General features: G+C 44.9%; 21 protein-coding genes. 2 read left to right on the top strand and 19 right to left on the bottom strand.

Going from position 1 to position 23876, the window contains the following annotated elements; all coding sequences use genetic code 11:
* Positions 1–234: 234 nt before the first annotated feature.
* From ACIFSR_RS04000 to ACIFSR_RS04040, 9 genes are all read right to left on the bottom strand, one after another.
* Positions 235–759, bottom strand: a complete 525-nt coding sequence (locus ACIFSR_RS04000) for a YfiT family bacillithiol transferase (protein WP_430055086.1) — start codon at positions 757–759, stop codon at positions 235–237.
* A 111-nt stretch (positions 760–870) separates the two neighbouring features.
* Positions 871–1416, bottom strand: coding sequence for an NUDIX hydrolase (locus ACIFSR_RS04005; RefSeq protein WP_430055089.1), 546 nt, complete (start codon positions 1414–1416; stop codon positions 871–873).
* A 24-nt stretch (positions 1417–1440) separates the two neighbouring features.
* Positions 1441–1701 carry a hypothetical protein gene (locus ACIFSR_RS04010; protein ID WP_430055091.1) on the bottom strand — a complete coding sequence of 87 codons (261 nt, stop codon included), beginning with the start codon at positions 1699–1701 and terminating at the stop codon, positions 1441–1443.
* A gap of 267 nt (positions 1702–1968) precedes the next feature.
* A complete protein-coding gene (gene rpoZ / locus ACIFSR_RS04015) occupies positions 1969–2178 on the bottom strand; it encodes a DNA-directed RNA polymerase subunit omega (protein WP_053375625.1) in 210 nt (69 codons plus the stop codon).
* 16 nt (positions 2179–2194) lie between these two features.
* Positions 2195–2812 carry a guanylate kinase gene (gene gmk, locus ACIFSR_RS04020; RefSeq protein WP_076268262.1) on the bottom strand — a complete coding sequence of 206 codons (618 nt, stop codon included), beginning with the start codon at positions 2810–2812 and terminating at the stop codon, positions 2195–2197.
* A 13-nt stretch (positions 2813–2825) separates the two neighbouring features.
* The gene (gene remA, locus ACIFSR_RS04025) at positions 2826–3086 is read right to left on the bottom strand and encodes an extracellular matrix/biofilm regulator RemA (RefSeq protein WP_005548256.1); all 261 of its coding nucleotides are present in this window, start codon (positions 3084–3086) and stop codon (positions 2826–2828) included.
* A gap of 326 nt (positions 3087–3412) precedes the next feature.
* On the bottom strand, positions 3413–5302 hold the full coding sequence (locus ACIFSR_RS04030; RefSeq protein WP_430055096.1) for a bifunctional homocysteine S-methyltransferase/methylenetetrahydrofolate reductase: 1890 nt from the start codon (positions 5300–5302) through the stop codon (positions 3413–3415).
* Positions 5303–5332: 30 nt separating this feature from the next.
* Positions 5333–6163 carry a diaminopimelate epimerase gene (gene dapF / locus ACIFSR_RS04035; RefSeq protein ID WP_339208827.1) on the bottom strand — a complete coding sequence of 277 codons (831 nt, stop codon included), beginning with the start codon at positions 6161–6163 and terminating at the stop codon, positions 5333–5335.
* 121 nt (positions 6164–6284) lie between these two features.
* A complete protein-coding gene (locus ACIFSR_RS04040) occupies positions 6285–9068 on the bottom strand; it encodes a calcium-translocating P-type ATPase, SERCA-type (protein ID WP_076268260.1) in 2784 nt (927 codons plus the stop codon).
* 178 nt (positions 9069–9246) lie between these two features.
* On the opposite strand from ACIFSR_RS04040, the gene ACIFSR_RS04045 reads away from it, so the two are divergent.
* On the top strand, positions 9247–11010 hold the full coding sequence (locus tag ACIFSR_RS04045; RefSeq protein WP_430055100.1) for an Rqc2 family fibronectin-binding protein: 1764 nt from the start codon (positions 9247–9249) through the stop codon (positions 11008–11010).
* Positions 11011–11158: 148 nt separating this feature from the next.
* On the opposite strand, the gene ACIFSR_RS04050 is transcribed toward ACIFSR_RS04045, so the two are convergent.
* The 10 genes from ACIFSR_RS04050 to ACIFSR_RS04095 form a co-directional block, all read right to left on the bottom strand.
* The gene (locus ACIFSR_RS04050) at positions 11159–12343 is read right to left on the bottom strand and encodes a glycoside hydrolase family 18 protein (RefSeq protein ID WP_430055140.1); all 1185 of its coding nucleotides are present in this window, start codon (positions 12341–12343) and stop codon (positions 11159–11161) included.
* Positions 12344–12380: 37 nt separating this feature from the next.
* The gene (locus ACIFSR_RS04055) at positions 12381–13487 is read right to left on the bottom strand and encodes an acyltransferase (RefSeq protein ID WP_430055103.1); all 1107 of its coding nucleotides are present in this window, start codon (positions 13485–13487) and stop codon (positions 12381–12383) included.
* A 15-nt stretch (positions 13488–13502) separates the two neighbouring features.
* Complete coding sequence (locus ACIFSR_RS04060) at positions 13503–14852, bottom strand: glycosyltransferase family 2 protein (protein ID WP_339209589.1); 1350 nt, start codon at positions 14850–14852, stop codon at positions 13503–13505.
* A gap of 630 nt (positions 14853–15482) precedes the next feature.
* A complete protein-coding gene (locus ACIFSR_RS04065; protein WP_430055106.1) occupies positions 15483–16349 on the bottom strand; it encodes a PHP domain-containing protein in 867 nt (288 codons plus the stop codon).
* A complete protein-coding gene (locus ACIFSR_RS04070; RefSeq protein ID WP_076268257.1) occupies positions 16340–17251 on the bottom strand; it encodes a selenium metabolism-associated LysR family transcriptional regulator in 912 nt (303 codons plus the stop codon). The genes ACIFSR_RS04065 and ACIFSR_RS04070 overlap by 10 nt, the downstream gene beginning before the upstream one ends.
* 132 nt (positions 17252–17383) lie before the next feature.
* On the bottom strand, positions 17384–17809 hold the full coding sequence (locus ACIFSR_RS04075; RefSeq protein WP_372238996.1) for a hypothetical protein: 426 nt from the start codon (positions 17807–17809) through the stop codon (positions 17384–17386).
* 287 nt (positions 17810–18096) lie between these two features.
* Positions 18097–18360, bottom strand: a complete 264-nt coding sequence (locus ACIFSR_RS04080; protein ID WP_053375618.1) for a YlbG family protein — start codon at positions 18358–18360, stop codon at positions 18097–18099.
* Between the two features lie 121 nt (positions 18361–18481).
* Positions 18482–18976: a YlbF family regulator gene (locus ACIFSR_RS04085; protein ID WP_339208823.1), complete on the bottom strand. Its 495-nt coding sequence runs from the start codon at positions 18974–18976 to the stop codon at positions 18482–18484.
* 70 nt (positions 18977–19046) lie between these two features.
* Positions 19047–21092: a helicase-associated domain-containing protein gene (locus tag ACIFSR_RS04090; protein ID WP_430055110.1), complete on the bottom strand. Its 2046-nt coding sequence runs from the start codon at positions 21090–21092 to the stop codon at positions 19047–19049.
* On the bottom strand, positions 21089–22789 hold the full coding sequence (locus ACIFSR_RS04095; RefSeq protein ID WP_430055113.1) for a DNA repair helicase XPB: 1701 nt from the start codon (positions 22787–22789) through the stop codon (positions 21089–21091). The genes ACIFSR_RS04090 and ACIFSR_RS04095 overlap by 4 nt, the downstream gene beginning before the upstream one ends.
* Positions 22790–22989: 200 nt before the next feature.
* Between ACIFSR_RS04095 and ACIFSR_RS04100 the strand changes: the two genes are divergently transcribed.
* Positions 22990–23835: a thermonuclease family protein gene (locus ACIFSR_RS04100; RefSeq protein ID WP_339208820.1), complete on the top strand. Its 846-nt coding sequence runs from the start codon at positions 22990–22992 to the stop codon at positions 23833–23835.
* Positions 23836–23876 lie beyond the last annotated feature (41 nt).

Below are 23876 nucleotides of genomic sequence, written 5' to 3' on the forward strand. Positions count from 1 at the left end.
AACAGCAAAACCCATCCTTTGGCGGCAATAGCCCGTTTCATGATGAAATATAAACTGCTTTCACAATATGTTAACATCAATTTTTATATTTCAAATGCAAACGGCAGAAGCCGCCCAATGGCAGATAAGCTCGTTACGCGATAAAATGATAAGCCGCATAATAAGTATCTAGCTTATCATGTTATATTATTTGAAATGTGTAACTTTATTTGTCATTGATAATTACGAATTGTGCTACCAATCCTTGCGTTCCCTTAAGCTTGTAATTTGGGCAACATGATGTTTGCCGTGCCAAGCTACAAATCCAAGAAAATAAGCTAATCCAATTTGACTGCCCTTCTCTGGATGATAGAACATTTTTTCGAAATCTGAAGCATTCATTGAACGAAGCAGCAATACCCAGCGCGCATAAATACCCTCTACAATCGCTAAGCTGATCTCTGTCGATGCTTGCAGGCTGTCAGCGGTTTCTGCCCAGCGTTCCCCGTTAAAAGGCTTAATCGTCGGATTGGACTCCGTCAGGGCAAGCTTGAATCGTGTGAAACTATTCATCGATGCATCTGCCAAATGATGAACTACCTGGCGCAAGCTCCATCCGCCGCTTCGATAAGACGTATTCAACATGTCTTCATCCAAATCTGCCAAAGCTGCTCTTAGCTGTCCTGGGAGCTTCTCAATCTCTACAATCCATTGTTCACGCTGCTTAACCGTCATTCCCTCGAACGAGTACCTGCCAATTGGATAACGTAATTTGTCCATTCCGTTCCCTCCTGTTCATTCGTCCTGCACCTGCAAACACTGCTTCTATCATATCATATGCGGCAGAAAATTCTAAGTAATCCATTCACATTTCGAGCTGTAATTTATGTTTTATTTCCCTTGATTAAGAGCTGCTTTTCTTAACTGATGAGCAAGCTTGTACAGCTCGGCAATATCATATCTGCCTATTTGCTCGAACCTACCTACTGCCTCGTCAATATCCACGACATCAACGGCAATGACTTGCTCGCCGTCTGGCGGATTAAGCGGTGCCTCCACCAGATTAACCTCGCCATAGCCGACTAGCCGCACAAAATGCGGGTGCGGAATATGCGGCCTATATGGCTCATCAGCAAACGAGCGGCATTGAAAGCAGCCAAACAACGTATAAGAAACCAATTCTGCACCAAGTTCTTCTTTCACTTCACGAACAAGGGCGTCCATATGGTGCTCGTTAGGCTCTAAAGTTCCTCCGGCAAGTTCCCATCTTCCGTCATCTAGCTTCATGACTACATATTGATCGCCAACCGTAGGTATAATGCTAATATTGCTAACAGATTTTTCTGCAACTTCGTAATCAAGAGAGAAACAATTTTCAACCAAACCCCATACTATACCTTTAGATAATGATGGAAAAGATTGCAGGCTAATGTTCATTTTGATGTACGTCCTTATCGTCTATTATTGATTATTCATCATTTTTAGAAATTCAAAGATTCCAACTGACATGCATATCCCTACAAGCACAATAAGAAAGCCAATAACAAAGTTCATCCATCCTGAGCGTTTGCGTCTAGGCTTAGCAACGATCCGCTTGACCTGTTCATCCAGCTTGTTTAATGACTCTTTTATTTCGCGGAGTTCCTGTTCATCTGCCATCATTCTCGCACTCACAGCCTCTCTTTGAAACGTTATGACCTGCTCAAACTCGCTTATCAACAATATGTTTGTTCTCTTTGATTTCTTTCCTCAGCATTTGGATCTCTGTATTAAGCATTTCCACTTGCTTTGTCAATTTAGACGAGTTTATCGAATCTCGGATAATAAATGACAATAGAAACAAGAAAACAACCATAATAATAATCGTAAAAAGAATGGGATCCACAGGATTGCTCCTTTCAAAAATTGTGAGCATTAAAAAAGAAAAAGGAGTGTAATACTGTCTCCAGTATACACTCCGCTGTTCTGTTTACTATAATAAAACAGATCTTAATCCTCTTTTGTTGCTAGGTTTTCCACTTGGAGAATGTCACCGTAAATTTCTTCTAGTGCCACACCAACATACTTGCGGGAGCGCGGGTTTTTAAGCTCCGACTTGTCTCCGTTGCGAAGCATGCGTGCGCGTCTTGAAGCTGCTACGACAAGCGTGTATTTACTGTCAACTTTTTTCACCATTTCATCAATGGACGGATATAACATCGTTCATTCTCCTCACTCATGCTTTCTCAATTGCGGCAACCATTCCCGAAACGTAAGGTAAATATCTTTCTCTGCGGCAATGCTCTGCAATCATGATGCTGCGAATACGATCGCATGCAGCATCTATCTCATCATTCAATACCGCATAGTCGTAGTGACCGAGCAAATTCATTTCTTCAACGGCCACAGACATGCGATTATTGATCGTATCCAAAGATTCAGTACCACGTCCGGTAATTCGCTGCTTCAGCTCATCCAAAGATGGTGGCAATAGAAATACGAAAATACCATCGGGAAACTTTTGTTTCACCTTAAGCGCTCCCTGTACCTCGATCTCCAAAATAACATCCTTGCCGCTTTCTAAAGTGCGTTCAACGAAATCACGCGGTGTACCGTAGTAATTACCAACATATTCAGCATGCTCCAAAAGTGCGTCACGCGCAATCATATCTTGGAACTGCTCTCTGCTTTTGAAAAAATAATTCACGCCATCTACTTCACCCTGACGCGGTAGCCTGGTCGTCGCCGACACAGAATAAACCAGCTCAGGAACCTTGTTGCGAAGAACCGAACAAACCGTTCCTTTGCCAACCCCTGAAGGGCCGGACAATACAATTAACAATCCCTTATCCATATTACTCCCCGTACTATTCGTCGTTATCGTCGTCCTTAGTGGATAATCGGTGCGCAACTGTTTCTGGCTGAACCGCCGATAAAATCACATGATCACTATCCGTAATAATAACAGCCCGTGTGCGACGACCATATGTAGCATCGATCAGCATATGTCGGTCACGCGCTTCTTGAATGATCCTTTTAATCGGAGCCGATTCAGGGCTTACGATTGATATAATGCGATTTGCAGATACAATATTACCAAATCCGATATTAATAAGTTTAATAGCCAAGCCTCGTTCCTCCTCCGCCTACGGTCTTCCCTTGTGCATCTGTCTACAAATGTTCAAATACCTTTTATATTTTATAAATGTGAATACGACAAGTTCGCGTTCTTGCCAAATACCGACAGAACTACTGCACTATTGTTGACGAAAAAAGTGTCGGACATACTTCCGTTACAGGCTTTAGAAGCCATTATAAACGATTTTAGGCAGCCTGTCCTTACCACGCTGAATATGTGCGGCATCTGTATCCATGATTCATTTTAATTGATTTTTCACGAACGAACAAGCGAAAATGCGAAAACAAGCAAAAAAAGGCTGTTTTCGCATCTATTTTATCGATTTAGTTGTGTACGCTCAGTCTTCTCCCAAACGTATTTGGTAAGCTGAACACCCATATCATAGAACATAAACGGTGTGATTAAATATATGCCATTAAAATGCGGCAAAGCAACGTCGAGCAGCTCCTTTGCAATTTGCACGCCTTCCGCTCGGCCCGCTTCCCCTTCAAGACCCGCCATGCGCTGGCGAACCTCATCAGATAGCTGGATACCAGGCACCTCGTTATGCAAATATTCGGCATTCCGTCCGCTGGCCAGTGGCATAATTCCGATAAATACTGGTACTGACAAATGCTTCGTTGATTCTGCGATTCGCTCAATTAAGGTTGGGTCATAGACAGGCTGCGTCATAATGTAATCTGCACCCGAAGTAATTTTACGTTCAAGCCGTTGGACCGCTTTGTCTAAATGCTTCACATTAGGATTAAATGCGGCGCCTACAACAAACTTCGCTTTTTGCTTAAGCGGCTTGCCTGAGAAGGCTGTTCCATCATTCAACTGCTTAATCATACGAATCATCTCGAAGGAAGTAAGGTCATAAACCGAGCTCGAATCCGGCAAATCGCCAAATCGGGCAGGATCTCCAGTTACAGCGAGCACATGATCGATATCGAGTGCATCGAGACCCATCATATGTGACTGCGTACCAATCAAGTTGCGATCTCGGCAAGCGATATGCACGAGCGGACGAATGCCTACTTTCTCTTGGACAAGCGCTGCGAGTGCAATGTTGCTCATTCGCGTAACAGCCAGTGAGTTGTCAGCCATCGTAACCGCATCCGCCTTTGCTTCCTTCAAAGCAGCAGCACCAGCCATAAATTTGCGAATATCCAAATCACGCGGCGGGTCAAGCTCAACAATGACGGTGTGGCGCTTCTGAACCAAATCTACAATGTTAGGCTCCTGCACCGTTTGTTTCAGTGGCGCAGCGTCTACTGTATCAGCTGATTTCTCAACTGGCTTTACAACAATTCTCTCTGCTGCAGCCGTATGAACAGCTGCTTGTCCGAGCTGTGGAACATAACCGTCTAGCGCCTCGGCAATTGCCTTAATGTGCTCAGGAGTCGTACCGCAGCAGCCGCCAATCAAGCGAGCGCCGCGATCTGCAAAGCGCAAGGCTGTCTCTGCAAAATATTCAGGTCCTGCGGGATACGTATATTTGCCATCAATATAGTCGGGTATACCTGCATTCGGATATACCGATAATGGTAAGCCAACTGGCCCCGTTATCGAGTCGATCGCTCTCATAATCCCATTCGGGCCGCTGCGGCAATTAAATCCAACCATATCAGCGCCCTCTTCTTGCAGTAAATCGAAGGCTCCCTTCATGCCATTCCCATCCTGCGTGCGGCCAACATCCTCGACTGCAAACTGGCAAATAACAGGAACATTTGACGTTGCTCTAGCAATCTTAAGGGCAAGCAGCATTTCATCAAGATCATAGAAGGTTTCCAGCAAAAGACCATCCACGCCCTCATCAAGCAGCGCATGCATTTGCCGCTGATAGGCTTCAATTACTTTAGCTGTTCGCAAATTTTTCAGCTTGCCGTCTCGAATAGAGCCAACAGCGCCTACAACATAAGCATCATTGCCGATCGCTGCGCGAGCTGCGCGTACACCAGCACGGTTAATTGCATCCATTTCGTCTTCTAAGCCATATTTCGAGAGCTTCTCAAGATTGGCTGAGAATGTGTTTGTCTCAATTACGCGCGCGCCAGCTTCATAGTAGCGACGGTGAATATTTTCAATTACATCGGGACGGTTCGTATTGATTTCCTCATAAGAAACGCCGACAGGGAACCCCATCTGATATAGATAGGTTCCCATCGCGCCGTCCCCGGTCAAGATACGCTGCTGGAGCGCTTCCCTCAAATCCGGTTTCATTATATTCATACCACCCATCTTACTTTGCTCTTAAAACTCGCCGCAGAATGATACTGCAGCTGGTCCAGACATATATACATGATTATCGGATTCATTCCACTCAATCAATAGGTCGCCGCCTTTGAGTGAAACCGTTGCTGTCCGATCTGTTGCGCCAGTGAGTACAGAAGCAACTACAGTTGCGCAAGCGCCTGTACCGCAAGCTAGCGTTGGTCCTGCACCGCGCTCCCAGACGCGCATATCGGTATGCGTACGGGAGTTCACCGTAACGAACTCAACATTTATTTTACGTGGAAATAACGGATGTGTCTCAAGTTTGGGACCCCAAGTGCCTAGATCAAAATTCACAGCATCATCAACGTAGATGACACAGTGAGGGTTGCCCATCGATACAGCGGTAAAACGGAATTCACGACCGTCCACCTCTATCGGATGTTCAACGACTTGCTCCGCATCGATCGTTGTTGGTACACGAAGGCCATTTAGAATCGGCTCTCCCATATCTACACGCACAGATGACACTTTGCCATCTTGAACGGTGAGCTGCACTTTTTGAGCGCCTGCGCCAAGTGTTTCGATTGTAATCTCTTCTTTATCGGTTAAGCCATTATCATACACATATTTAGCGACGCAGCGAATGGCGTTGCCGCATTGCTCAGCTTCTGAGCCATCAGAATTAATAATGCGCATACGGAAATCCGCGATTTCTGAAGGCAAAATATAAACGAGACCATCTGCCCCGATTCCAAAAAACCGGTTGCAAAGCTGTATAGCTAATTCCGCAACATTTTCTGGAAGCTGCTGCTCGCCTGCAATCACCACAAAGTCATTTCCCAAACCGTTCATTTTTGTAAAATTCATCTGAATGCCCTCTCCTTGCTACATCTCTAGGTATGATAAAACTATGATTAATTGCTAATAGCATACCGCAAAGCAAGGAGAAAGGCTATTCATAATTTGTATCAAGATTTGTATTTTTTCGTTATCTTGCCGCGGTTTGAGGGCCTAACGGCCATTTCGTTTTACCTTTATTTTTCTTGGAAGTGCCGAATACACTGCCAATTCCCATTAAGAAAGTAGGAATTCCCGCAGCTACAAAGACGAGACACCATTCACGGAAGTTAAGTGGAACGGTTTTGAAGATAGGCTGCAATGCATCGATATAAAGCACTCCGATCATCAACACTAGCGAAGACAATACGGCAAGCACCAAATATTTATTTTGGAACGGATTACGGTGAAAAATGGAACGCGAGCTTCGGCAGTCAAATACATGGATGAGCTGTGCCATAACGAGAGTAGCGAAAGCTACCGTTTGCGCCTTCATTAGGTGCGCAGCATTGTTTGGACCGTCTTGAAGCGTAATCCAGAAAGCGCCAAGCGTACATACACCTATCAGAATGCCTCGGCTTATAATTTTCCAGCCCAGCCTGCGGGAGAAGATGCTCTCCTTTGCCGAACGTGGCTTTTGCTGCATTAAATCCTTTTCTGCCTGATCTACGCCAAGCGCCATTGCCGGCAATCCGTCCGTGACCAGATTGACCCACAATATTTGAATCGGTACGAGCGGAAGCGGCAATCCAGCCATCATCGCAAGAAACATGACAAGTATCTCGCCAACGTTTGATGCTAATAAATAACGGATAAATTTTCGAATATTTTCATAAATGCCTCTTCCTTCTTCTATAGCAGCAACAATTGTCGAGAAGTTGTCATCACTCAGAACGAGCGCGGACGCTTCCTTCGATACATCCGTTCCGGTAATCCCCATCGAAATTCCGATATCCGCTGCTTTGATCGCTGGAGCATCATTTACGCCGTCGCCTGTCATCGCAACGACATGTCCTTGGCGCTGAAGCGCTTTGACGATACGCAGTTTATGCTCTGGCGATACACGCGCGTATACATAAATATTGTCTACGAGCCGGTCGAGCTGTTCATCAGACATCGCCTCCAGCTGCTTGCCGCTCATAGCGATGCCTCCGCGCGGCATAATGCCTAGTTGACCTGCAATTGCTTCTGCTGTCAGCTGATGATCTCCGGTAATCATAACGGTTTTAATTCCCGCACGCCTGCAGTTCGTAATCGCTTCTTTCACCTCGCGGCGAGGCGGATCGATCATCCCAGTCAAGCCTACGAATACAAGCTGACTCTCTACGTCTTCTTCGGTCTCACAAGCGTCGGATGCGCGCAAATCCCGGTATGCAAGTCCCAATACACGAAGCGCTGACTGCGCCATAACCTCGCCTGCTTCAGCGCATTTGCGCTTCAGCGTTGCAGTAAACGGAACGACCTTCCCTTCCCAGAGAACATAAGAGCAATGATCCATCAGTAAATCAGGGGCACCCTTGGTGCAAATAAGCCGCCCGCCTTGGTGCGATACAACAACTGACATCCGTTTGCGCTCCGAGTCAAATGGAAATTCCTTCTCCCGTTTATATAGCGGCTCCAATGATTTGGCAGAGGAGCCCAGCTTTGCTGAAAGCACAGCAAGCGCACCTTCAGTTGGATCTCCCTTAAGTATCCACTCTTCATGCTGCTCCTTGTTTCTGCGCTTGCCCGTATCTACAGCTTCTACCTTCGACAGCTGTGCGTTATTGCACAAGGCGCTTACTTGAAGGAGACGTTTAATTGATAAATCATGCTTAATGTCAAGCGCATTGCCAGCTTCATAAATTGCACCATTTGGAACGTAGCCCTCTCCGCTCACTTCAAGCTGTCTGCCGCCAATCCAGACATGGGTAACCGTCATTTTGTTTTGTGTCAGCGTCCCTGTTTTGTCCGAGCATATAACGGATGCGCAGCCTAATGTTTCAACTGAAGGCAGCTTGCGAACGATTGCCTTCCGTTTAATCATCCGCTGTACGCCAAGAGCTAAAGCGATGGTCACAATTGCTGGCAGCCCCTCTGGAATAGCTGCTACCGCCAAGCTAACACCTGCAAGGAACATGCCATACGCTGGCTGGCCGTGCAAAATACCTGCAATGACTACCATAATCGTCAAGCCGATCGCCACAACGATTAATATTTTGCCTAACTGCTCTAAACGATGCTGCAGCGGCGTTTCCATCGATTCAGTCTGTTGAATAAGTCCTGCTATTTTGCCCATTTCCGTATCCATGCCTGTACGAATGACGACTGCTCGAGCAGTTCCCCTTGTGAGCATCGTGCCCATGAAGCCCATGTTGCGCTGATCACCCAAAGGCAAGTCTTCCTCTGCAATCGCTGCAGCGTGCTTACCAACGGGGACAGACTCCCCCGTCAAAGCGGACTCTTCCACATAGCAGCTATTGGCTTCAAGCAGCCGTACATCAGCCGGAATGCGGTCTCCGCTTTCCAAATAAATAAGATCGCCTGCCACAAGCTCTTTCGCTGGTACAGTCAGTAGCTCGCCTCCGCGTATAACCTTGGCTGTCGGGGCGGATAATTCCTTAAGCGCCCGCAATGAGCGCTCGGCTCGAAATTCCTGCACGAATCCAAGCACGGCGTTGAGAGCAATGATCGCAACAATCGTAATTGCATCTAAATATTCGCCCAGCAAGCCAGAAATCAACGTTGCACCCATTAAAACGAGTACCATAAAATCCTTAAATTGATTAAGGAACAACAAAATCGGCGAGACGCGCTTGCCCTCAGACAATTCGTTTTTTCCATTTTCTTCTAGACGTTGCGCCGCTGCCGACGTAGTCAGTCCTTGATCTGGGGAGCTGACTAATGCGTCAATCAGCTCAATTGTCCCCATTTGATGCCATTTCATTTGTTCCATGGTTTAACTCCCTCCTGTAATATGCCGAGCCAAGCAGCTAAGTTGTCGGCCCTTCGGACAGCCTTTATAGGGTAAATGTATTCGGACAGCCCTTAAAATATCCCATAAAAGACTTAAGTTTTTGGCTCAACTATGGCATGATAGAGAAAGACTTACAAAGGAAGCGAGGAACAACACCATGGCATTAGACGGCATCGTCACCCATGCAATTACGCAAGACCTACAGCGCTGCGTCGGAGCGCGTATACATAAGATTCACCAGCCTACCAATCATGAGCTTGTTTTCAGCATTCGCGGAGCCGGCACGCAGGGCAAATTGCTCTTGTCCGCCAACCCGACCTACCCAAGGGTGCACTGGACAACCGGTACGTACGTCAACCCTATGGAAGCGCCTATGTTTTGCATGCTGCTTCGGAAGCATTGCGAAGGCGGACTGATTGAATCCGTTCGTCAAGTTGGTCGGGAGCGTATCATTCATATTGAGGTTAAACATCGGGACGAGCTCGGCGATTTATCGAATAAAACGATTGTTGTGGAAATTATGGGGCGTCATAGCAACATTATTTTGATGGACCCTTCAACCGGCCTCATTCACGATGGCATCCACCATGTGACGCCAGCCATAAGCAGTCACCGCATCGTATTGCCCGGCAGCACCTATACCTCTCCGCCTGAGCAAGGCAAACTAGATCCGCTTTCGATTGTGAACGAGCAGCAGTTTTTGGACGCTTTAAGCGATACGGATGAAGCCGCTCCTCTTTACAAAAGACTAGTCGACAAGCTAAGCGGCTTTAGCCCTTTGCTCGCCAAAGAGCTGGTTCATCGAGCAGGTGCAGATGTGCTTCCAGAGGCTGAACAAGGTTCTGAGGAAAGCGTAGTGGCGGTTTGGAAGAGCTTCTCAACCTTTATGGAGCAAGTAAAACAAGACATTTATAAACCTACAATTAAAACCAACGCAGATACCGGCAAGTCATTTTTCTCTGTCACTGAGCTTACACATATCGATGGAGAAGAAACGGTATTCCCAGACATTAGTGCCTGCCTTGAAGGTTTCTACGGCAATAAGGCTGAACGCGATACCGTTAAGCAGCGCGCTGCTGACCTCATCCGATTCGTTCAAAATGAAAAAGCAAAAAACGTTACAAAAATTAAAAAGCTTGAGGATACGCTCGTTGAAGCGAAGGATGCTGAAAAATATCGGGTACTGGGCGAGCTCCTTACTGCCTATATGCATCAGATGAAGCGCGGCGACACAACAATTGAGCTCGTCAATTTCTATGATGAGGAGCAAGCTGTAATAAAGATTGATCTTGATCCGCATCTTACTCCTTCTGACAACGCTCAGCGTTATTTCCGGCGTTACACGAAGCACAAAAACAGTCTATCCATCGTGGCCGAGCAAATGGAGCTCGCTCGTACAGAAATTCAATATTTTGAAACCTTGCTTCAGCAGGTCGATAACGCCTCACTTGGCGATATAAGCGAAATTCGTGACGAGCTCGTGGAACAAGGCTATATGAAGGAACGTGGACGCCGCGGTCCAAAGAAGAAAAAAACGCTTAAACCAACCTTGCTTTGTTATACCTCTTCCGAGGGGGTAACGATGTATGTCGGCAAAAACAATACACAAAACGAATACTTGACGAACCGCCTTGCTTCACCTTCTGACACATGGCTGCACACAAAGGATATTCCTGGTTCTCATGTCGTTATAAAAGGCGGAGACTTTGGCAATGCAACACTTGAAGAAGCCGCTATGCTCTCTGCACATTATAGTCAGGCTCGCGACTCCAGCTCGATACCAGTAGACTACACAACGATACGTCATGTACGTAAGCCAAGCGGTGCTAAGCCGGGGTTTGTTATCTATGACAATCAGAAAACGTTGTTTATTACGCCAGACGAGCGACGTATCAAATCGCTGGCATGCCAGCTGAAATAGACAGCTCTAGCGGTACTGCAACAAACTCTCTTGATTTGCAGCATCCGAAAATCTTCATCAAACAAAAGGGAAAAGGGAACTTCCTTGGATAAGAAGTTCCCTTTTGCTGTATTTCAATAAAGCTTCCTGGCCTCGCTTATTCCTCTATTTAATCCTCAGTGCCTAGCTCCTTGTTCAAGTTATCGGACAAATATTGAATAATTCCATTCTCTGCATCCTGTGCATATTCCCATACCATCGCACCTGCTAGATCTCTTTGCTTGATGTATTTGACCTTTTCTCGCAAAGCTTCTTTGTCTTCATAACTAATGAAGGTACTGCCGTTAAATAGGTAAGCTGCTTTTGCTTGATCGTCAAAATAACGCTTAAATCCATTTTTGTCCAAATATTTCTCCTCAATATTTCGATAATGAATATTTACTTTCTCGATATCGATTGGCTTGCCCTTGGCAAAAAAACCATCTTCATCACTGTTCACATCTGTCCAGCCATATGAATAAGCTGGGATGCCAAGCAGCAGTTTCTTGCTATCAACTCCGTGATCTAGAAAAGCTCGCACGATCTGATCCACGCTTTGAGTCGCTTTATTCCCTTTATCTTTGTAAAGATTAGCATTAAATCCTGTCGTTTCGGACCATCTGCCAGTCAGATCGTAGCTCATGACATTGATGAAGTCGACATACTTTTCTACGGCCTTCACTTCTACATTTTTAAAATACCAATCTTGTGTACCTGCTGCAAAAGTAAGAATATACTTTTTGTTTCCTTTATGCGGCAGCAGGTTTAACTGTTCTCTTAGCTCTCGCATTAAGCTTGTAAAGTTTTTTGTATCCTTTGGACTCGCCTTTACGGTTCCCCATGCGTCGAAGGCAGGAAACTCCCAGTCAATATCAACACCATCGAGATTGAGCTCCTTGACCAAATCAATAATATTTTTCGTAAATACATATCGATTGCCGTCGAGCGAAGCGTCTGAGAAGCCATCTACGCCGTAACCCCCAACGGCAAGAACAAATTTTGTCTTTGGATTATTGGCTTTGAGCTGTATAATGTTTTGTTTGATCTGCTTGTTCCCTTCTTCTTTTTCATGAAAGAACAAGCCAGTACCGGAAATTTTGGCGAAGGCAACAAAGGCGATATCTACGCCCTGCTCCGATAATCTTACATCCTTCGGGTCGCGCCATGCTTCGATATATACCGTTGACAACTTCCGATCCTCTGCGTTTACGCTTTGGTAGAAGTAAATGCCCATACCAACAAGAAGCACAGCCACAAGCGCTTTGGTCAAAAAATTCACTTTTAGCGCTTTCGTTCCTTTTCGCGCAGTTATCATTTTTTTCCCTTTTACCGTCTTCTTCACATTCACCCCGCTACCCCCTTCCGCCGAATAAAATATGCGTTACCCACCGATTCAAATTAAACACTTTGACAACGATATAACTAATCGAGAAAATCGCAACGATATTAAACAGAAGGCTTAATGTCGTCTCAAGGAATGTTGCATCGATAGCCACATCCCTTGAAACCATCGTATCGACCAAGAGATGGATTAAATAAATGCTGAAGCTTGCCGTAGAGACGGAGCCTATTACTTTTTTAACCTTATAATTTGTTTTCCGGCTAATCATCGTATCTTTTTCCTTAAAAAACAGAAACACGCCGATCGCCATTAAGAAGCTTGTAATGGAATAGTTGCCGTAAAACATCTCGTCCAGCACCCCGCCATATGAGGACACTACATAAGTCAATATTGGAGTTAGGAAAAAGGACAAAATGCCGAGATTAAACAATGTGTGCTTAATAACGGGACGAAGCTCGACATTAAAGAGATAGTAGCCAAGTACAAAATAACCTAAATTGCCCATAAAAAATGGAATATTCATACTAGGTACATAAAGGTGCTGATCGGTTAGGCGTAAGAAGATGTCGGATACTAACCGGTACAAGATACTGACGATAAACCATAAGATTAGAAAATATCTTAGATCCTTCTCACTGCATGAGCGTACGAGATTGCCAATTAGCGGAACGGTCATATAAATGGCAATAATAGCGTACAAAAACCACAAATGAACGTAGTTTCCATCTGTTACTAATTTTTTGCCAAAATCGAGAATGAACTCGTACGCGCTCATTTGGCTTTTGAGGATGTAATACTCCTTGTAATAGCCGTAAATTAATGACCATGTAAGCAAAGGAATGATCAGAGGCAGTATTCTTTTCTTATAAAATCCTTTATAGGACTTCACTTCGATTCTCAAAATCATTGCACCGCTGATCATAAAAAATACCGGAACTGCAAAGCGGCAAATTGAGTTGAATACATTGCTGACCCACCATGAGGTTGTCGAAAAATCATTCGTTCGGGTCAGCAAGGATGCAGTAATATGAAGCACGATAACGGCTACTATGGAGAGAATCCTTAATAAATCAATATACATAATTCGATTATTTTGAACATGGGCTGTGTTGCTCATAATGTCCCTCCAATATTATCTCGAACTTGCCACTGTATTTTGGCTAATGGATGCGACGCCCTTGCGTTCGACAAAACCCCATCCTTCATCATTGTCGAAATATTTGAATGTTCCAATGATGTTAATGTAAAGGAGCACAAATCGGTATGTGAACAATTCCAACTGACTAAATCCAAACATTTTAATATAATCTAGCAACGAATAATTACTGCCATACTTTTTGCACAAATAGAGTGATATAACGATTTGAATTGCATTCACTATCATCGTGACAAGGAATAGTACAATCGCTGCCCATATGCCGCTGCCCGATGTAATGGCGTGCGCCATGTGGAAAATCGTCGTAAATGCGGTTAATGTTCCGAGTACGAAGCCGTCTATTGCAAAAAACAAGCTGACGCCGATACTGAAGCTCCGAGATAATTTCGACCAATAAATGAGGATACAATCCACAAACGCTTTCTGCCAACGAATACGCTGCTTGTAGAAGTTTTTCATATTTTCCGGACATTCGGTGTAACATACCGCCTCCGGCGCGTAGACCAGTCTTTTTTTGAGTTTATTTGCTTTCATGTACTCGTGGATTTTCAAAGTGATGTCGATATCCTCGCCAACCGTGCTTCTGAACCCGTTCACATCAAACATGAGTTCCTTGTAGAAGGCTCCGAATGCCCCTGAGATAACGACGATGGAGTTAAATAGCGATTGTGTTAATTTGCGGACGTAGAAGCTGTGGATATAACTAATGACTTGGCTTTTTATAATGCCTTTTCCTATAAATTTCTCCATAATGACGCCGTCTTGTCGTTCTGCGCCTTGTACGATTTTGACGGTTCCCCCTAGGGCAATAATGTCGCTTTCGTGAAAATATTGGTTTACGTATTTTAAGGAGTTTACTTCCAGCATACTGTCAGCATCAAGCGTAATAACAATTTCGCCATTCGCATAATCGATGCCAGCATTGAGTGAATCTGCTTTGCCGCCATTCATTTTGTCCATGACGTAGATGTTGGGAAATTTGCTTGAACGGTAAAAACCTCTAATTCTTTTATATTTCAGTTTTTGACTAGCCTTTCTGTAATCATTCCGAAGATCCAATAGCTCTTGCAGCTTGTTAAAGGTACGATCTTTAGAGCCGTCATTTACGATAATGATCTCATGATTCTGATAATGCAGACCCTGCATCGCATCGATGCAATTTTTGATCGTAAGCTCCTCGTTATACGCAGGAACCAGGACCGATAACGACTTCTCATTAAGCTCGTTATTAAGCTTTCGCACCTTGCTGAAGAACAACGGAATAACCGTATACAGCAGTTGAAAGATGAGAAAAACAACGGTTGTCGCATACAGCATGTACTGAATAACTATCCACTCCTTCATTTAGCAATGGCGATTACGAACCATTGCTACGTTTCTTTTTCTACTTTCAACCTATCTCATCATTATCAGAATTGTAAAATCTCACCAGTTTTCAATAAAACGAATACATCTGCTATTATCTATCGTTTTCTATCATTTGCTTCGGTTTTCTTGCTAAAAGCCAAATATTTAACTTCCAATCATTTGCAGATTTTGTCGAATCAAGGGCGTTAATTGAGGAATGAGCTAATAGTTCATTTTTTTGAAAGCGTATAACCAACCTTCCTAGTGGGTTTTTTCTTGGCATCTTCTATTAAATAAAAATCGACAAAATCTATAATTTTCACTTTGTAAATGATTTATGAAATTTATGTTTGCTCGTTTTCGTCACCATTTTGTCATATTTATATTGAATTATGGTGTTTAAAACCATATTTATGATTTATTAATTCAAAATTTGCATAATAACTACAAATATCTATACCGACATTTTCCAAATACCAAAAATTCGCTCGAAACCGCAAAAAAGAGGCAGTCCAAAGGTTATAAGCCCTTAAGATTGCCTCTTTCAATAACAATTCGTTTCATTGCATAGTAAAGCGTTCACTTCAAGTCCTCAGATGGCTAAGGTCATCATCCTGAAGGCTGAAGCTGCTTTAGCACGCTTGCATTTACGGTACGGCTGCCCACCTCGCCATGAAATACAACGCCTTGACGCGATCCATGGAAATCCGATCCACCTGTAACGATCAGGTTGAATTCCGCTGCAAGCTGCCCGTATCTTTGCTCTTCTTCCGGTCCATGATCCGAATGGAACACCTCGATGCCCTGCACGCCATAGCGTACCAGTTCTTCGACTAAAGAATCATTGTTGTATAAACCAGGATGCGCAATAACACTTGTGCCTCCCGCTTCTCTAATCCAGTCAATCGCCTCAAATGGAGTCAATCTCGGTGGATTGACATACGCCACGGCTCCGGCAGCCAAATAGCGATCGAAAGCTTCCTTCATATTTTGAACGAAACCTTTTTGAATAAGTGCAGCAGCAATATGCGGGCGACCAATACTTACCTCGGCTGCTTGGAGCTCTTCCTTCGAGCTTTCACCATGAGCCGCAGCGATAACATCATCCATAGACAGCACAACGCCAAGCTCATTTAATTTAGTTATAATCATTTCATTCCGTTGATCTCTTAGCCCGCGCAAACTCGAAAGACGCGATAACCACTTCTCGTCGTTATTATTCGTGTAATAGCCGAGAATATGAATATCCGTTCCTTCTGCCACCGTGCTCACCTCAACACCGGGAACAACCGTAATGTTTAATCGTTCGCCCTCAAGCAAAGCTTCAGCTACACCAGCCACCGTATCGTGATCTGTTATAGCAATCGCAGCAAGCCCTGCCTCTTTGGCTAGCCGAACATTATCCGCGGGGCTTTGCATGCCATCAGAAGCCGTCGTGTGCGTATGCAAATCAGCAAGTACGTTCATTAGAGCCATTGCTGCAAATCCCTCTCTCTCAAAAAACTTAGAAAAGTAACAGCTGATATCGGCAATATAGCCGATTTTAAGTATATCGAATAAAACTGTCGTTGGAACTTGGAATCCGACACTTTAATCATCCGAATTAAATCAAGCGCAACTTCATGTTTTACAGAGGAAGAGGAAATAAAAGATATGCCAAGGCCTGCTTCAACTGCAGATTTGACTGCTCCAGTGCTGCCCAGCTCCATTACGATCTTCATCGATGCAGGATCTATATTTTTTTTCCTCAGCTGCTCCTCCATGACAAGTCTTGTCCCCGAGCCTTGCTCACGCAGAACAAACGGATATTCCATCGCTTCTTCCAATGTAACCGATTCTCGATCGGCTAATGGATGCGATTGCGATACGATCAATCTAAGCTCATCGCTCATTACCGCCTCCATATGCATATCGGGATGATTAACAGGAGCTTCAATTAATCCGAAATTAAGCTGATGATTCAAAATATCCTCCATAATTTGCGAGGTATTCATAACTTTCATACTAATCGAAATATGCGGATATTCCTGTCCAAAAGGACCAAGCAGGCGCGGCAAAATATATTCACCTATCGTTAAGCTCGAACCGAGCTGCAATCTTCCCTTAAGCTGCTTCGTGAATGCTGACATCGCCTGATCTGTATCTCGTATAAGATCGATGCTCCTCTGCGCGTAAGGCATAAGAGCCCGTCCAGCTTCTGTAAGCTCGATTCGCTTCGTTGATCGCTGAAGCAGCTTCGTGCCAAAATAATCTTCCAGTGACTGCACTTGCATCGTAACGGCTGGCTGAGTCATATGTAATGATTGCGCTGCAGCTGAAAAACTGCCGCGTTCCGCAACCGTGCAAAATATGTGCAGTTGATGAAAATTAAGCGCCATCGTCCAATCATCCTTTCTTCTGGTGCTTATTATACTATAAACCTTGTACAGAATCTTACAACACGCACAAAAAAAGCGTGCAATCTGTTTTAGGATTGGACGCTCCACTCTTTGATATATAGGTACAAAGTCTCATTTTCTTTTTCTGCTGCTTTTGACGAGAGTCATGCGCCGTGAATGGCGAAGCCACGAATAGTAGGACTTTAGATCCCTTAGCTCGATTGTTTCTGACATGCGCCCAAGGAAAGTTACTATGATCATTTTATGTAGCGGAGTTCCGGTTATATCCGTTTCTGTCATCGAATCTGCAAATTCAGCAACAAATACGAGATCGTCGTCAATTAAATAAACGTCCTGCTCATTGCGGTAATAAGGCTCGATGCGGCCTTGTTTCAAGCATTCCCATAAATATTCAGCTATATCTTCATAACCGGTTTTCTCGCTTTCTATCCGGTCAAGCCAACGACTTTTGGCATGGTTTGTAATAACGATATCCGCTACTTTTTTGTCACCTAGATCAATATAAAACGACTCATATGTGTTCCATCTTCTCGTCATTCTATCTTTCACTTCGCAACCTACTCCTTCCAAAGAACCAGGGCTTTTATACTATGAATTTAATTCCATTCTATCACGATTGTCCGAGATTACAACAAAAAATTAAAGTCCGACCATTTTTGTAAGTTTCTGGCTATTATAATAAAAAAAAGACGTTTCTCAGTGTTATTGCACACCTTGAAACGTCTTTTAGTGCATGTTTTGAAGTTTTTACCAATATTTCCTTCGTTATGCGATTGATTAGCTTTACGAACAACGTCATCAGACGAGTGTTTTCGACTAAACCTTTACAAACTATAAAATCTAGTTTTATCTTCACTGTCTTTGCTGTACTCTGTCTTAATCTCGTTTCGATACGATCGTTCAATCTTTCGTACGTACGAGAGCTTCCCCATCTGCCGCACAGCCTCTTCAGAGCGTTCCGCATTCATATACATCACAACGTAATGCATCTTCCGCGACATATAATGAACCGTCCCGAACCTCTCCAGTGATCTTGCCGCTTTCAAATCACTTACCCAAACGATATAACCTGTTCGATCCGGTAGCATCTTTTCCCTCCTCAAAGGTTTGCGTAGCAAACCTCACTTCGTAAGCATTTACCTAGGTTTGCGTAGCAAACCTCACTTCGTAAGCCTATGCTTCTTCCTTGTTCGCTCTTATGGCTACTAACTAACTGCAACCGCCGCTTCCACAGCTGCATGAGCCGCCGCTTCCACAGCTACCGCCGCCGGCAGCTTTTTCATTGCCAGGCACTTTAATATTGTCCGAAACGGACTCCGCTATCGTGCGGGATACATCATAAAGCATTTCATCAACGATCTGCTCGGCTAGCTTGAAGCGGCGAACGCTTTCAATTTCGCTTAGCTCTCGTTCGATTTGCTTCACTTTGTCTTTCGCTTCGTTGTAGTCAGGATGAAAGCGCCCGAATCGTTGGCATTCCTCAAACAGTATCTTCGCTTTATCGAACCGTTTGGTAATTTGCTTCACTTCTTCATCTTCATTCACAGCTGACTTCCAATATAAATATTCGGCAACTTCCGCCGATTGATTAATCGAATCACCTAAATCATAGGCGCAAAGCAGCAGCGACGCCATATCGAGAGAAGAAACGCCGCCTTGCGGTTGCTCCAACTGAATAGCCGTTAAACCTTCAGCAGTTGGCATTTATCCACCTCTTTCCCATTCGCTAAATTCTACACTATCATATCATATTTAATTAGCCAATAGATAGAGATTATATTGGGCTGCCTTGGCCTGGTATCACTAAGCACATCTCTTCCCACATATCAGGAGTCAACCTGATCTGCTCTCGCTGCGGGTCATCACGCAGCAGCCCGACGACGGCCCATCCGTCGCCTTGCTGCTCAAGCTTCTCAGGCACAAATGAACGAAGCTCCCTTTCCATGCGAAGCTGAACAGGCGTTTGCCATTGCAATGCCTTCTCAATTAATTCTTTTCTTGTCGAATGATGGTATGCACGCAGCTGCTTTGTCCACATGGAAGGCACAAGCTCCATTTCAAAGAACAAAAGCGGTTTTTTCCTAGCGGCTAAATCTCTGAGTTCATAATGATGAAGCGGAAAAGCTTCATAAATATAAGAAGGAGCGGGTATTTTTGATTCCTCCTTCGGCAGAAGTTCAAGTAAGCGCGATCCCTCTATATCGAAACTAACGAATGGGTAATTATATTCGTCATTTGCAAATTCTGTCTGAACCATTTTGCGTGCGGGATATCCTGCTTTTTGCAAACATGCTCGGATCTCACTTATATGAGACTTTTCAACAATGAAATCCAAGTGACCAAGCTTCTCCATCAATAAAGGGGCTACACCAGAATCATTTTCCACTATTGCCGCCATCTCTTCACTATCGCAGCGCAGCAGCGCAACTTCGGCGAAGAAAGTACGGCTAGCACGGCTCGTCCATACTTCCAACAAAGCGATTACCGTAGAAGGCAAATGATCTCCGCCTGATGCCTGCTCAAGAAAGCTTTGAATGGAGGCTCTTGATCTTCCTTGCTCCAGCGCCCTTGTAATTGATGCTGCTTCAAGACGGTAAACAGAAACCTGCTCATCTGATTTGCGTTCAGCTATCAGCTCCAGCTCCCACCTTATCCAGAAGGGACATTCTGGCTGTACAATCAATTCCCCATTCGGTTGAACGGAAACCACTGCATCCATATCCTTCACCTGCACCGGTGGCACTTTACGTAAAGGAGCAGCTGCTTTCCATCTGAAAAAAAACTCATTGTCCGCTGCTTGCTGACAATCTACCAGCTCCATCCAGCCTAGATTATGCCATAAACCAAACCAGCTTGGCCTTGGTTGATTTCGATTTATGTTTTGCTCCGGGCCTATATCAGCAACGATCCGATTCTCATGAAGCCACGTATCCACACACTGATTAGAATACCATTCACCTGCTTGAAGGCTCGTCAACGAGGCAGCCAAATGGGCGTTTCCACCTGCGGCTGGAAGCAGCATCGCCAAGCACCAATTCATTAATTGATATTCTCTCACAGCCTCATCAAGCATAAGCCATTTTCTAAGCTGGTCATCATTCCATTTCATTGCCCCATTCACTGCTGTTAACAGCCCAAACGCAAAACCCGCTTCCAAAATGAAGGCAACCTGTACAGGATAAATATCAGAGTAGGACCATTTCAGATCAAATGATTTAAGCCAGCACTCCTCCAAATCTGCAGCCTGCAGCAGCTTAGCAATCGTCTTTTTGGGAAGCGTGCCGTTTGTCGTAAGAGATAAGCCGCTTCGCCCCAATAACGAAAAGGCACTGAGCAGCTGTCTGCCAAGCGGCCTGCAATGAGGTCGCATGACACCATTCATTAGTCTTTCCCTCTGATGCTCAGTCAGCACCACAGCTTTGTATGGGAATAACATCCTCTGCCACACAGCGAAACATTCTACAGGCATAAAATACAGACTCTCTCCCCATACTTTATGTACCGTGAATAATACGCCCCATTCCTCAAGCTCTGCCAATGCGAGCTGACATTCCGCCCCTGAGAGGCTTGTGCTGTTCCGAAGAACTTTAAGGAGCCGTTCTCCGTCTGCGGGAGCAGCTGCAAAATAACGCAGCATTTCCGTCAATACTTCGGCTGCATACGGCGAGAGCATAGATACAGCTTCGCGGATTGTCTCATCGTCCACCGCTGCTTCTTCCCATGACAGGCCTCTTTGACCGGCTTTCTGCCATAGCAGTCCCTGCATCATATGATCCAAGCGCTCAGCAGATAACTTGCCTAGCAGCTGTTTCATTTTCATAGAGCAGCAGCCTCCTCAAGCTTGTCCTCATCATGCGGCAAGCTAAGTCTCTCGTAGTGATACCCTTGCTCCAGCATAAAAAGCTGTCTTTTCATCGCAAATTCCGTTTCCTTCGTCTGATCCGTTACAATGGTATAAAACCATGCGCAATTGTTAATCGCTTTTGGCCGCAGCAATCTCCCAATCCGCTGCGCTTCCTCTTGCCGTGAGCCAAAGCTGCCGGATAATTGAATGGCTACGGATGCATCAGGCAAATCCACTGCAAAATTAGCTACCTTGGATACGATTAACACTGATATGTCGCCTGCTTTAAAGCTGTCATAAAGCATTTGTCTCTCGAGCTGCGGCACCTCTCCCGTCAGCAAGGGAGCGCCAATAACTGCGGACAGCTCATGCAGCTGGTGCAAATACTGGCCAATAATTAAAGTCGGTTTGCCTGCATGCTCCCGCAATAGCTGCTCTACAACTTTGATTTTTGCAGGATTTTCCGCAGCCAATCTGAGCTTAGAACGCGCAGAGGCCTGTGCATACAAAGCCGCTTTACTTATATGCAGTGGAACCCTAATCTCTGTGCAAGCTACTGCCGCTATATGCTCGCCAGCCTCGGCTGTCTTCCATTGCATGTCGAACTGCTTCGGACCTATTAATGAATATACATCCTCAGCACAGCCATCCTCACGTACGAGTGTCGCGGTTAAGCCAAGCCGTCTTGTCGCTTGTATATCTGCAGTCATCCGGAAGACTGGAGCTGGCAGCAAATGCACCTCATCGTAAATAATTAGCCCCCAATCCCGTTCGGAGAACAGCTTCATATGGGTAAAAGGAGACTCCTTGGATTTGCGATGCGTCAAAATATTGTAAGTTGCTATCGTAACAGGGCGTACCTGCTTCAATGTGCCGCAATATTGACCAACATCCGCATCCAACAGCGACGTTTTATCCAGCAGCTCGTCTTTCCATTGTTTTACGGAGGTAGAATTAGAGGTAAGTATAAGTGTTGCTCTACCCAAACGAGCCAATGCGGCTATGCCCACAATGGTTTTACCCGCTCCGCAAGGCAATACGATTACGCCGCTCCCGCCTTCCACTTTGCCTTCCTTATAAAAAAGCTCGACAGCAGCCTGCTGATAGTCCCTTAAATCAAACAAACGATTTCGCAGCGTATGCTTCCTCAGCTCTACCGGTAGCTCCTCGCCCACATGATAGCCTGCTAGATCAATGACAGGATATCCAAGTCGTGTCAGCTCCTGCTTCAAGGCGCCTCTGCAGCCTTCATCAAGCTCCCAAGCGGCATTAAGCCGTGCTTTTACCCAGCTTGTTATTGACGATTGTTCCGAAAGCTCATCCAAAATAGCTTGTTCTCCGTGCAGCATCAGTTTGTTCGATTCCGTAGATAACCAAAGCTTGCCATATCTGCTCATCAGTTTGCGAATCATTACCTCCGCTTGAAATGGCAGCTCGTATCTGCTGTATTCTGTTAGCCAACCTATGATTTCTTCGCCAGTAATCCCAGCTGCTGCTGCATTCCAGAGAGTCAAAGGTGTCATTCGATAAGTATGGATCGCTCCAGCTCTTCTAATTGCATCCATGAAGAGAACGAGCTTATCTCTAGCTTGCTGTGCATGTGGCTTGCGTTCATCAAGCAGAACCATTAAGTCTGATTGCACAATTAATGGCTGATCGTTTGGATGCTGCATCATTCTCCTCCTTCAAAAATTCATCAAAACGGCCTCTCAAAAAAACAGCCTAGATCTTGCTCTTCCTCACAGTATGAAGAAATTAACACCATTTTATGCTTTAAGTATCTGGACAACTGCGCGATTTTTATGTTCAAGATGTGTTATAGTAATAAGAAGATTGTATATAAACTGCAAATTGGGGTGGAGGTACCGCATCTATGAAAAGAATTATAATCATTCTCCTCATGCTCATTTGCATGCCGCTTGCCGGCTGTACGGCCATTTCCGAGCTTTCTTCGAACGTTATACAAACCAACCAATGGTATCAGGTAGCTGGCTTTATAGATGGTGATACTTTCAAAATCAAAACAGGTTCTAGTGAAACGACGATTCGACTACTTTATGTAGATACGCCGGAGACCAAGAAACAAGATAGTCCAGCCGATCCATTCGGACCCGAAGCTGCTGCCTTCACTGAGACGCTTCTGACAGAGTCGCAAGAGGTTAGGCTTACTTTCGATAAGGAGCTTAAAGATCGCTACGATCGTACGCTTGCAATCGTGGAGCTGAAGGATGGACGGATATTAAACGAGGCGCTTATCGAGGAAGGTCTTGCGAAGGTACTCATCATAGAGCCTAACGTCAAGATGGAAAACGCATACAAGCAGCTGGAGCAGCAAGCTGAACAAGCTAAGCAAGGTTTATGGAGCAATGACGCCGAAATTAATCACACAAGTTTCCCTGTAAAAAAAGCGGCGCGAAGCGGCATTACGATTGAGGTGGACAAACAAGCCGAGCTTGTCACCATAACGAATACGACGGATGATGCCATTCAAATGAAAGGCTGGAAGCTGGTTAGCGTTCGAGGCAATCAAACCTATCCGTTTGGCCAATATGTCCTGAATGCACAGAAAAGAGTAGTCATTTCCTCAGCAGACGAGGTGCGTTCATCAGATGATGACCTGCTCCTTTGGGGAGCAACAAATATTTGGAACAACAAAGAATCGGACCCTGCGGAGCTCTATAATGAATACAATGAATTAGTAGCCGTATGGGAAGACTAATAACAAATAAGGCTGTCCAAGTGAACTGCACCCCGTCAAGT

It is taken from the genome of Paenibacillus sp. NRS-1760 (assembly GCF_050467785.1).
Taxonomy (GTDB): Bacteria; Bacillota; Bacilli; order Paenibacillales; family Paenibacillaceae; genus Pristimantibacillus.

Bases quoted from the DNA above. Each gene is read 5' to 3' on its own strand.
- ACIFSR_RS04045 (WP_430055100.1), top strand. From the start codon at position 9,247: ATGGCATTAGACGGCATCGTCACCCATGCAATTACGCAAGACCTACAG.
- ACIFSR_RS04005 (WP_430055089.1), bottom strand. From the start codon at position 1,416: ATGAACATTAGCCTGCAATCTTTTCCATCATTATCTAAAGGTATAGTA.
- ACIFSR_RS04000 (WP_430055086.1), bottom strand. From the start codon at position 759: ATGGACAAATTACGTTATCCAATTGGCAGGTACTCGTTCGAGGGAATG.
- ACIFSR_RS04090 (WP_430055110.1), bottom strand. From the start codon at position 21,092: ATGAAAATGAAACAGCTGCTAGGCAAGTTATCTGCTGAGCGCTTGGAT.
- ACIFSR_RS04080 (WP_053375618.1), bottom strand. From the start codon at position 18,360: ATGCTACCGGATCGAACAGGTTATATCGTTTGGGTAAGTGATTTGAAA.
- ACIFSR_RS04100 (WP_339208820.1), top strand. From the start codon at position 22,990: ATGAAAAGAATTATAATCATTCTCCTCATGCTCATTTGCATGCCGCTT.
- ACIFSR_RS04075 (WP_372238996.1), bottom strand. From the start codon at position 17,809: ATGACGAGAAGATGGAACACATATGAGTCGTTTTATATTGATCTAGGT.
- ACIFSR_RS04070 (WP_076268257.1), bottom strand. From the start codon at position 17,251: ATGGCGCTTAATTTTCATCAACTGCACATATTTTGCACGGTTGCGGAA.
- ACIFSR_RS04055 (WP_430055103.1), bottom strand. From the start codon at position 13,487: ATGAGCAACACAGCCCATGTTCAAAATAATCGAATTATGTATATTGAT.
- ACIFSR_RS04065 (WP_430055106.1), bottom strand. From the start codon at position 16,349: ATGGCTCTAATGAACGTACTTGCTGATTTGCATACGCACACGACGGCT.
- rpoZ (WP_053375625.1), bottom strand. From the start codon at position 2,178: ATGTTATATCCGTCCATTGATGAAATGGTGAAAAAAGTTGACAGTAAA.
- ACIFSR_RS04085 (WP_339208823.1), bottom strand. From the start codon at position 18,976: ATGCCAACTGCTGAAGGTTTAACGGCTATTCAGTTGGAGCAACCGCAA.
- ACIFSR_RS04040 (WP_076268260.1), bottom strand. From the start codon at position 9,068: ATGGAACAAATGAAATGGCATCAAATGGGGACAATTGAGCTGATTGAC.
- gmk (WP_076268262.1), bottom strand. From the start codon at position 2,812: ATGGATAAGGGATTGTTAATTGTATTGTCCGGCCCTTCAGGGGTTGGC.
- dapF (WP_339208827.1), bottom strand. From the start codon at position 6,163: ATGAATTTTACAAAAATGAACGGTTTGGGAAATGACTTTGTGGTGATT.
- ACIFSR_RS04095 (WP_430055113.1), bottom strand. From the start codon at position 22,789: ATGCAGCATCCAAACGATCAGCCATTAATTGTGCAATCAGACTTAATG.
- ACIFSR_RS04030 (WP_430055096.1), bottom strand. From the start codon at position 5,302: ATGAAACCGGATTTGAGGGAAGCGCTCCAGCAGCGTATCTTGACCGGG.
- ACIFSR_RS04050 (WP_430055140.1), bottom strand. From the start codon at position 12,343: ATGATAACTGCGCGAAAAGGAACGAAAGCGCTAAAAGTGAATTTTTTG.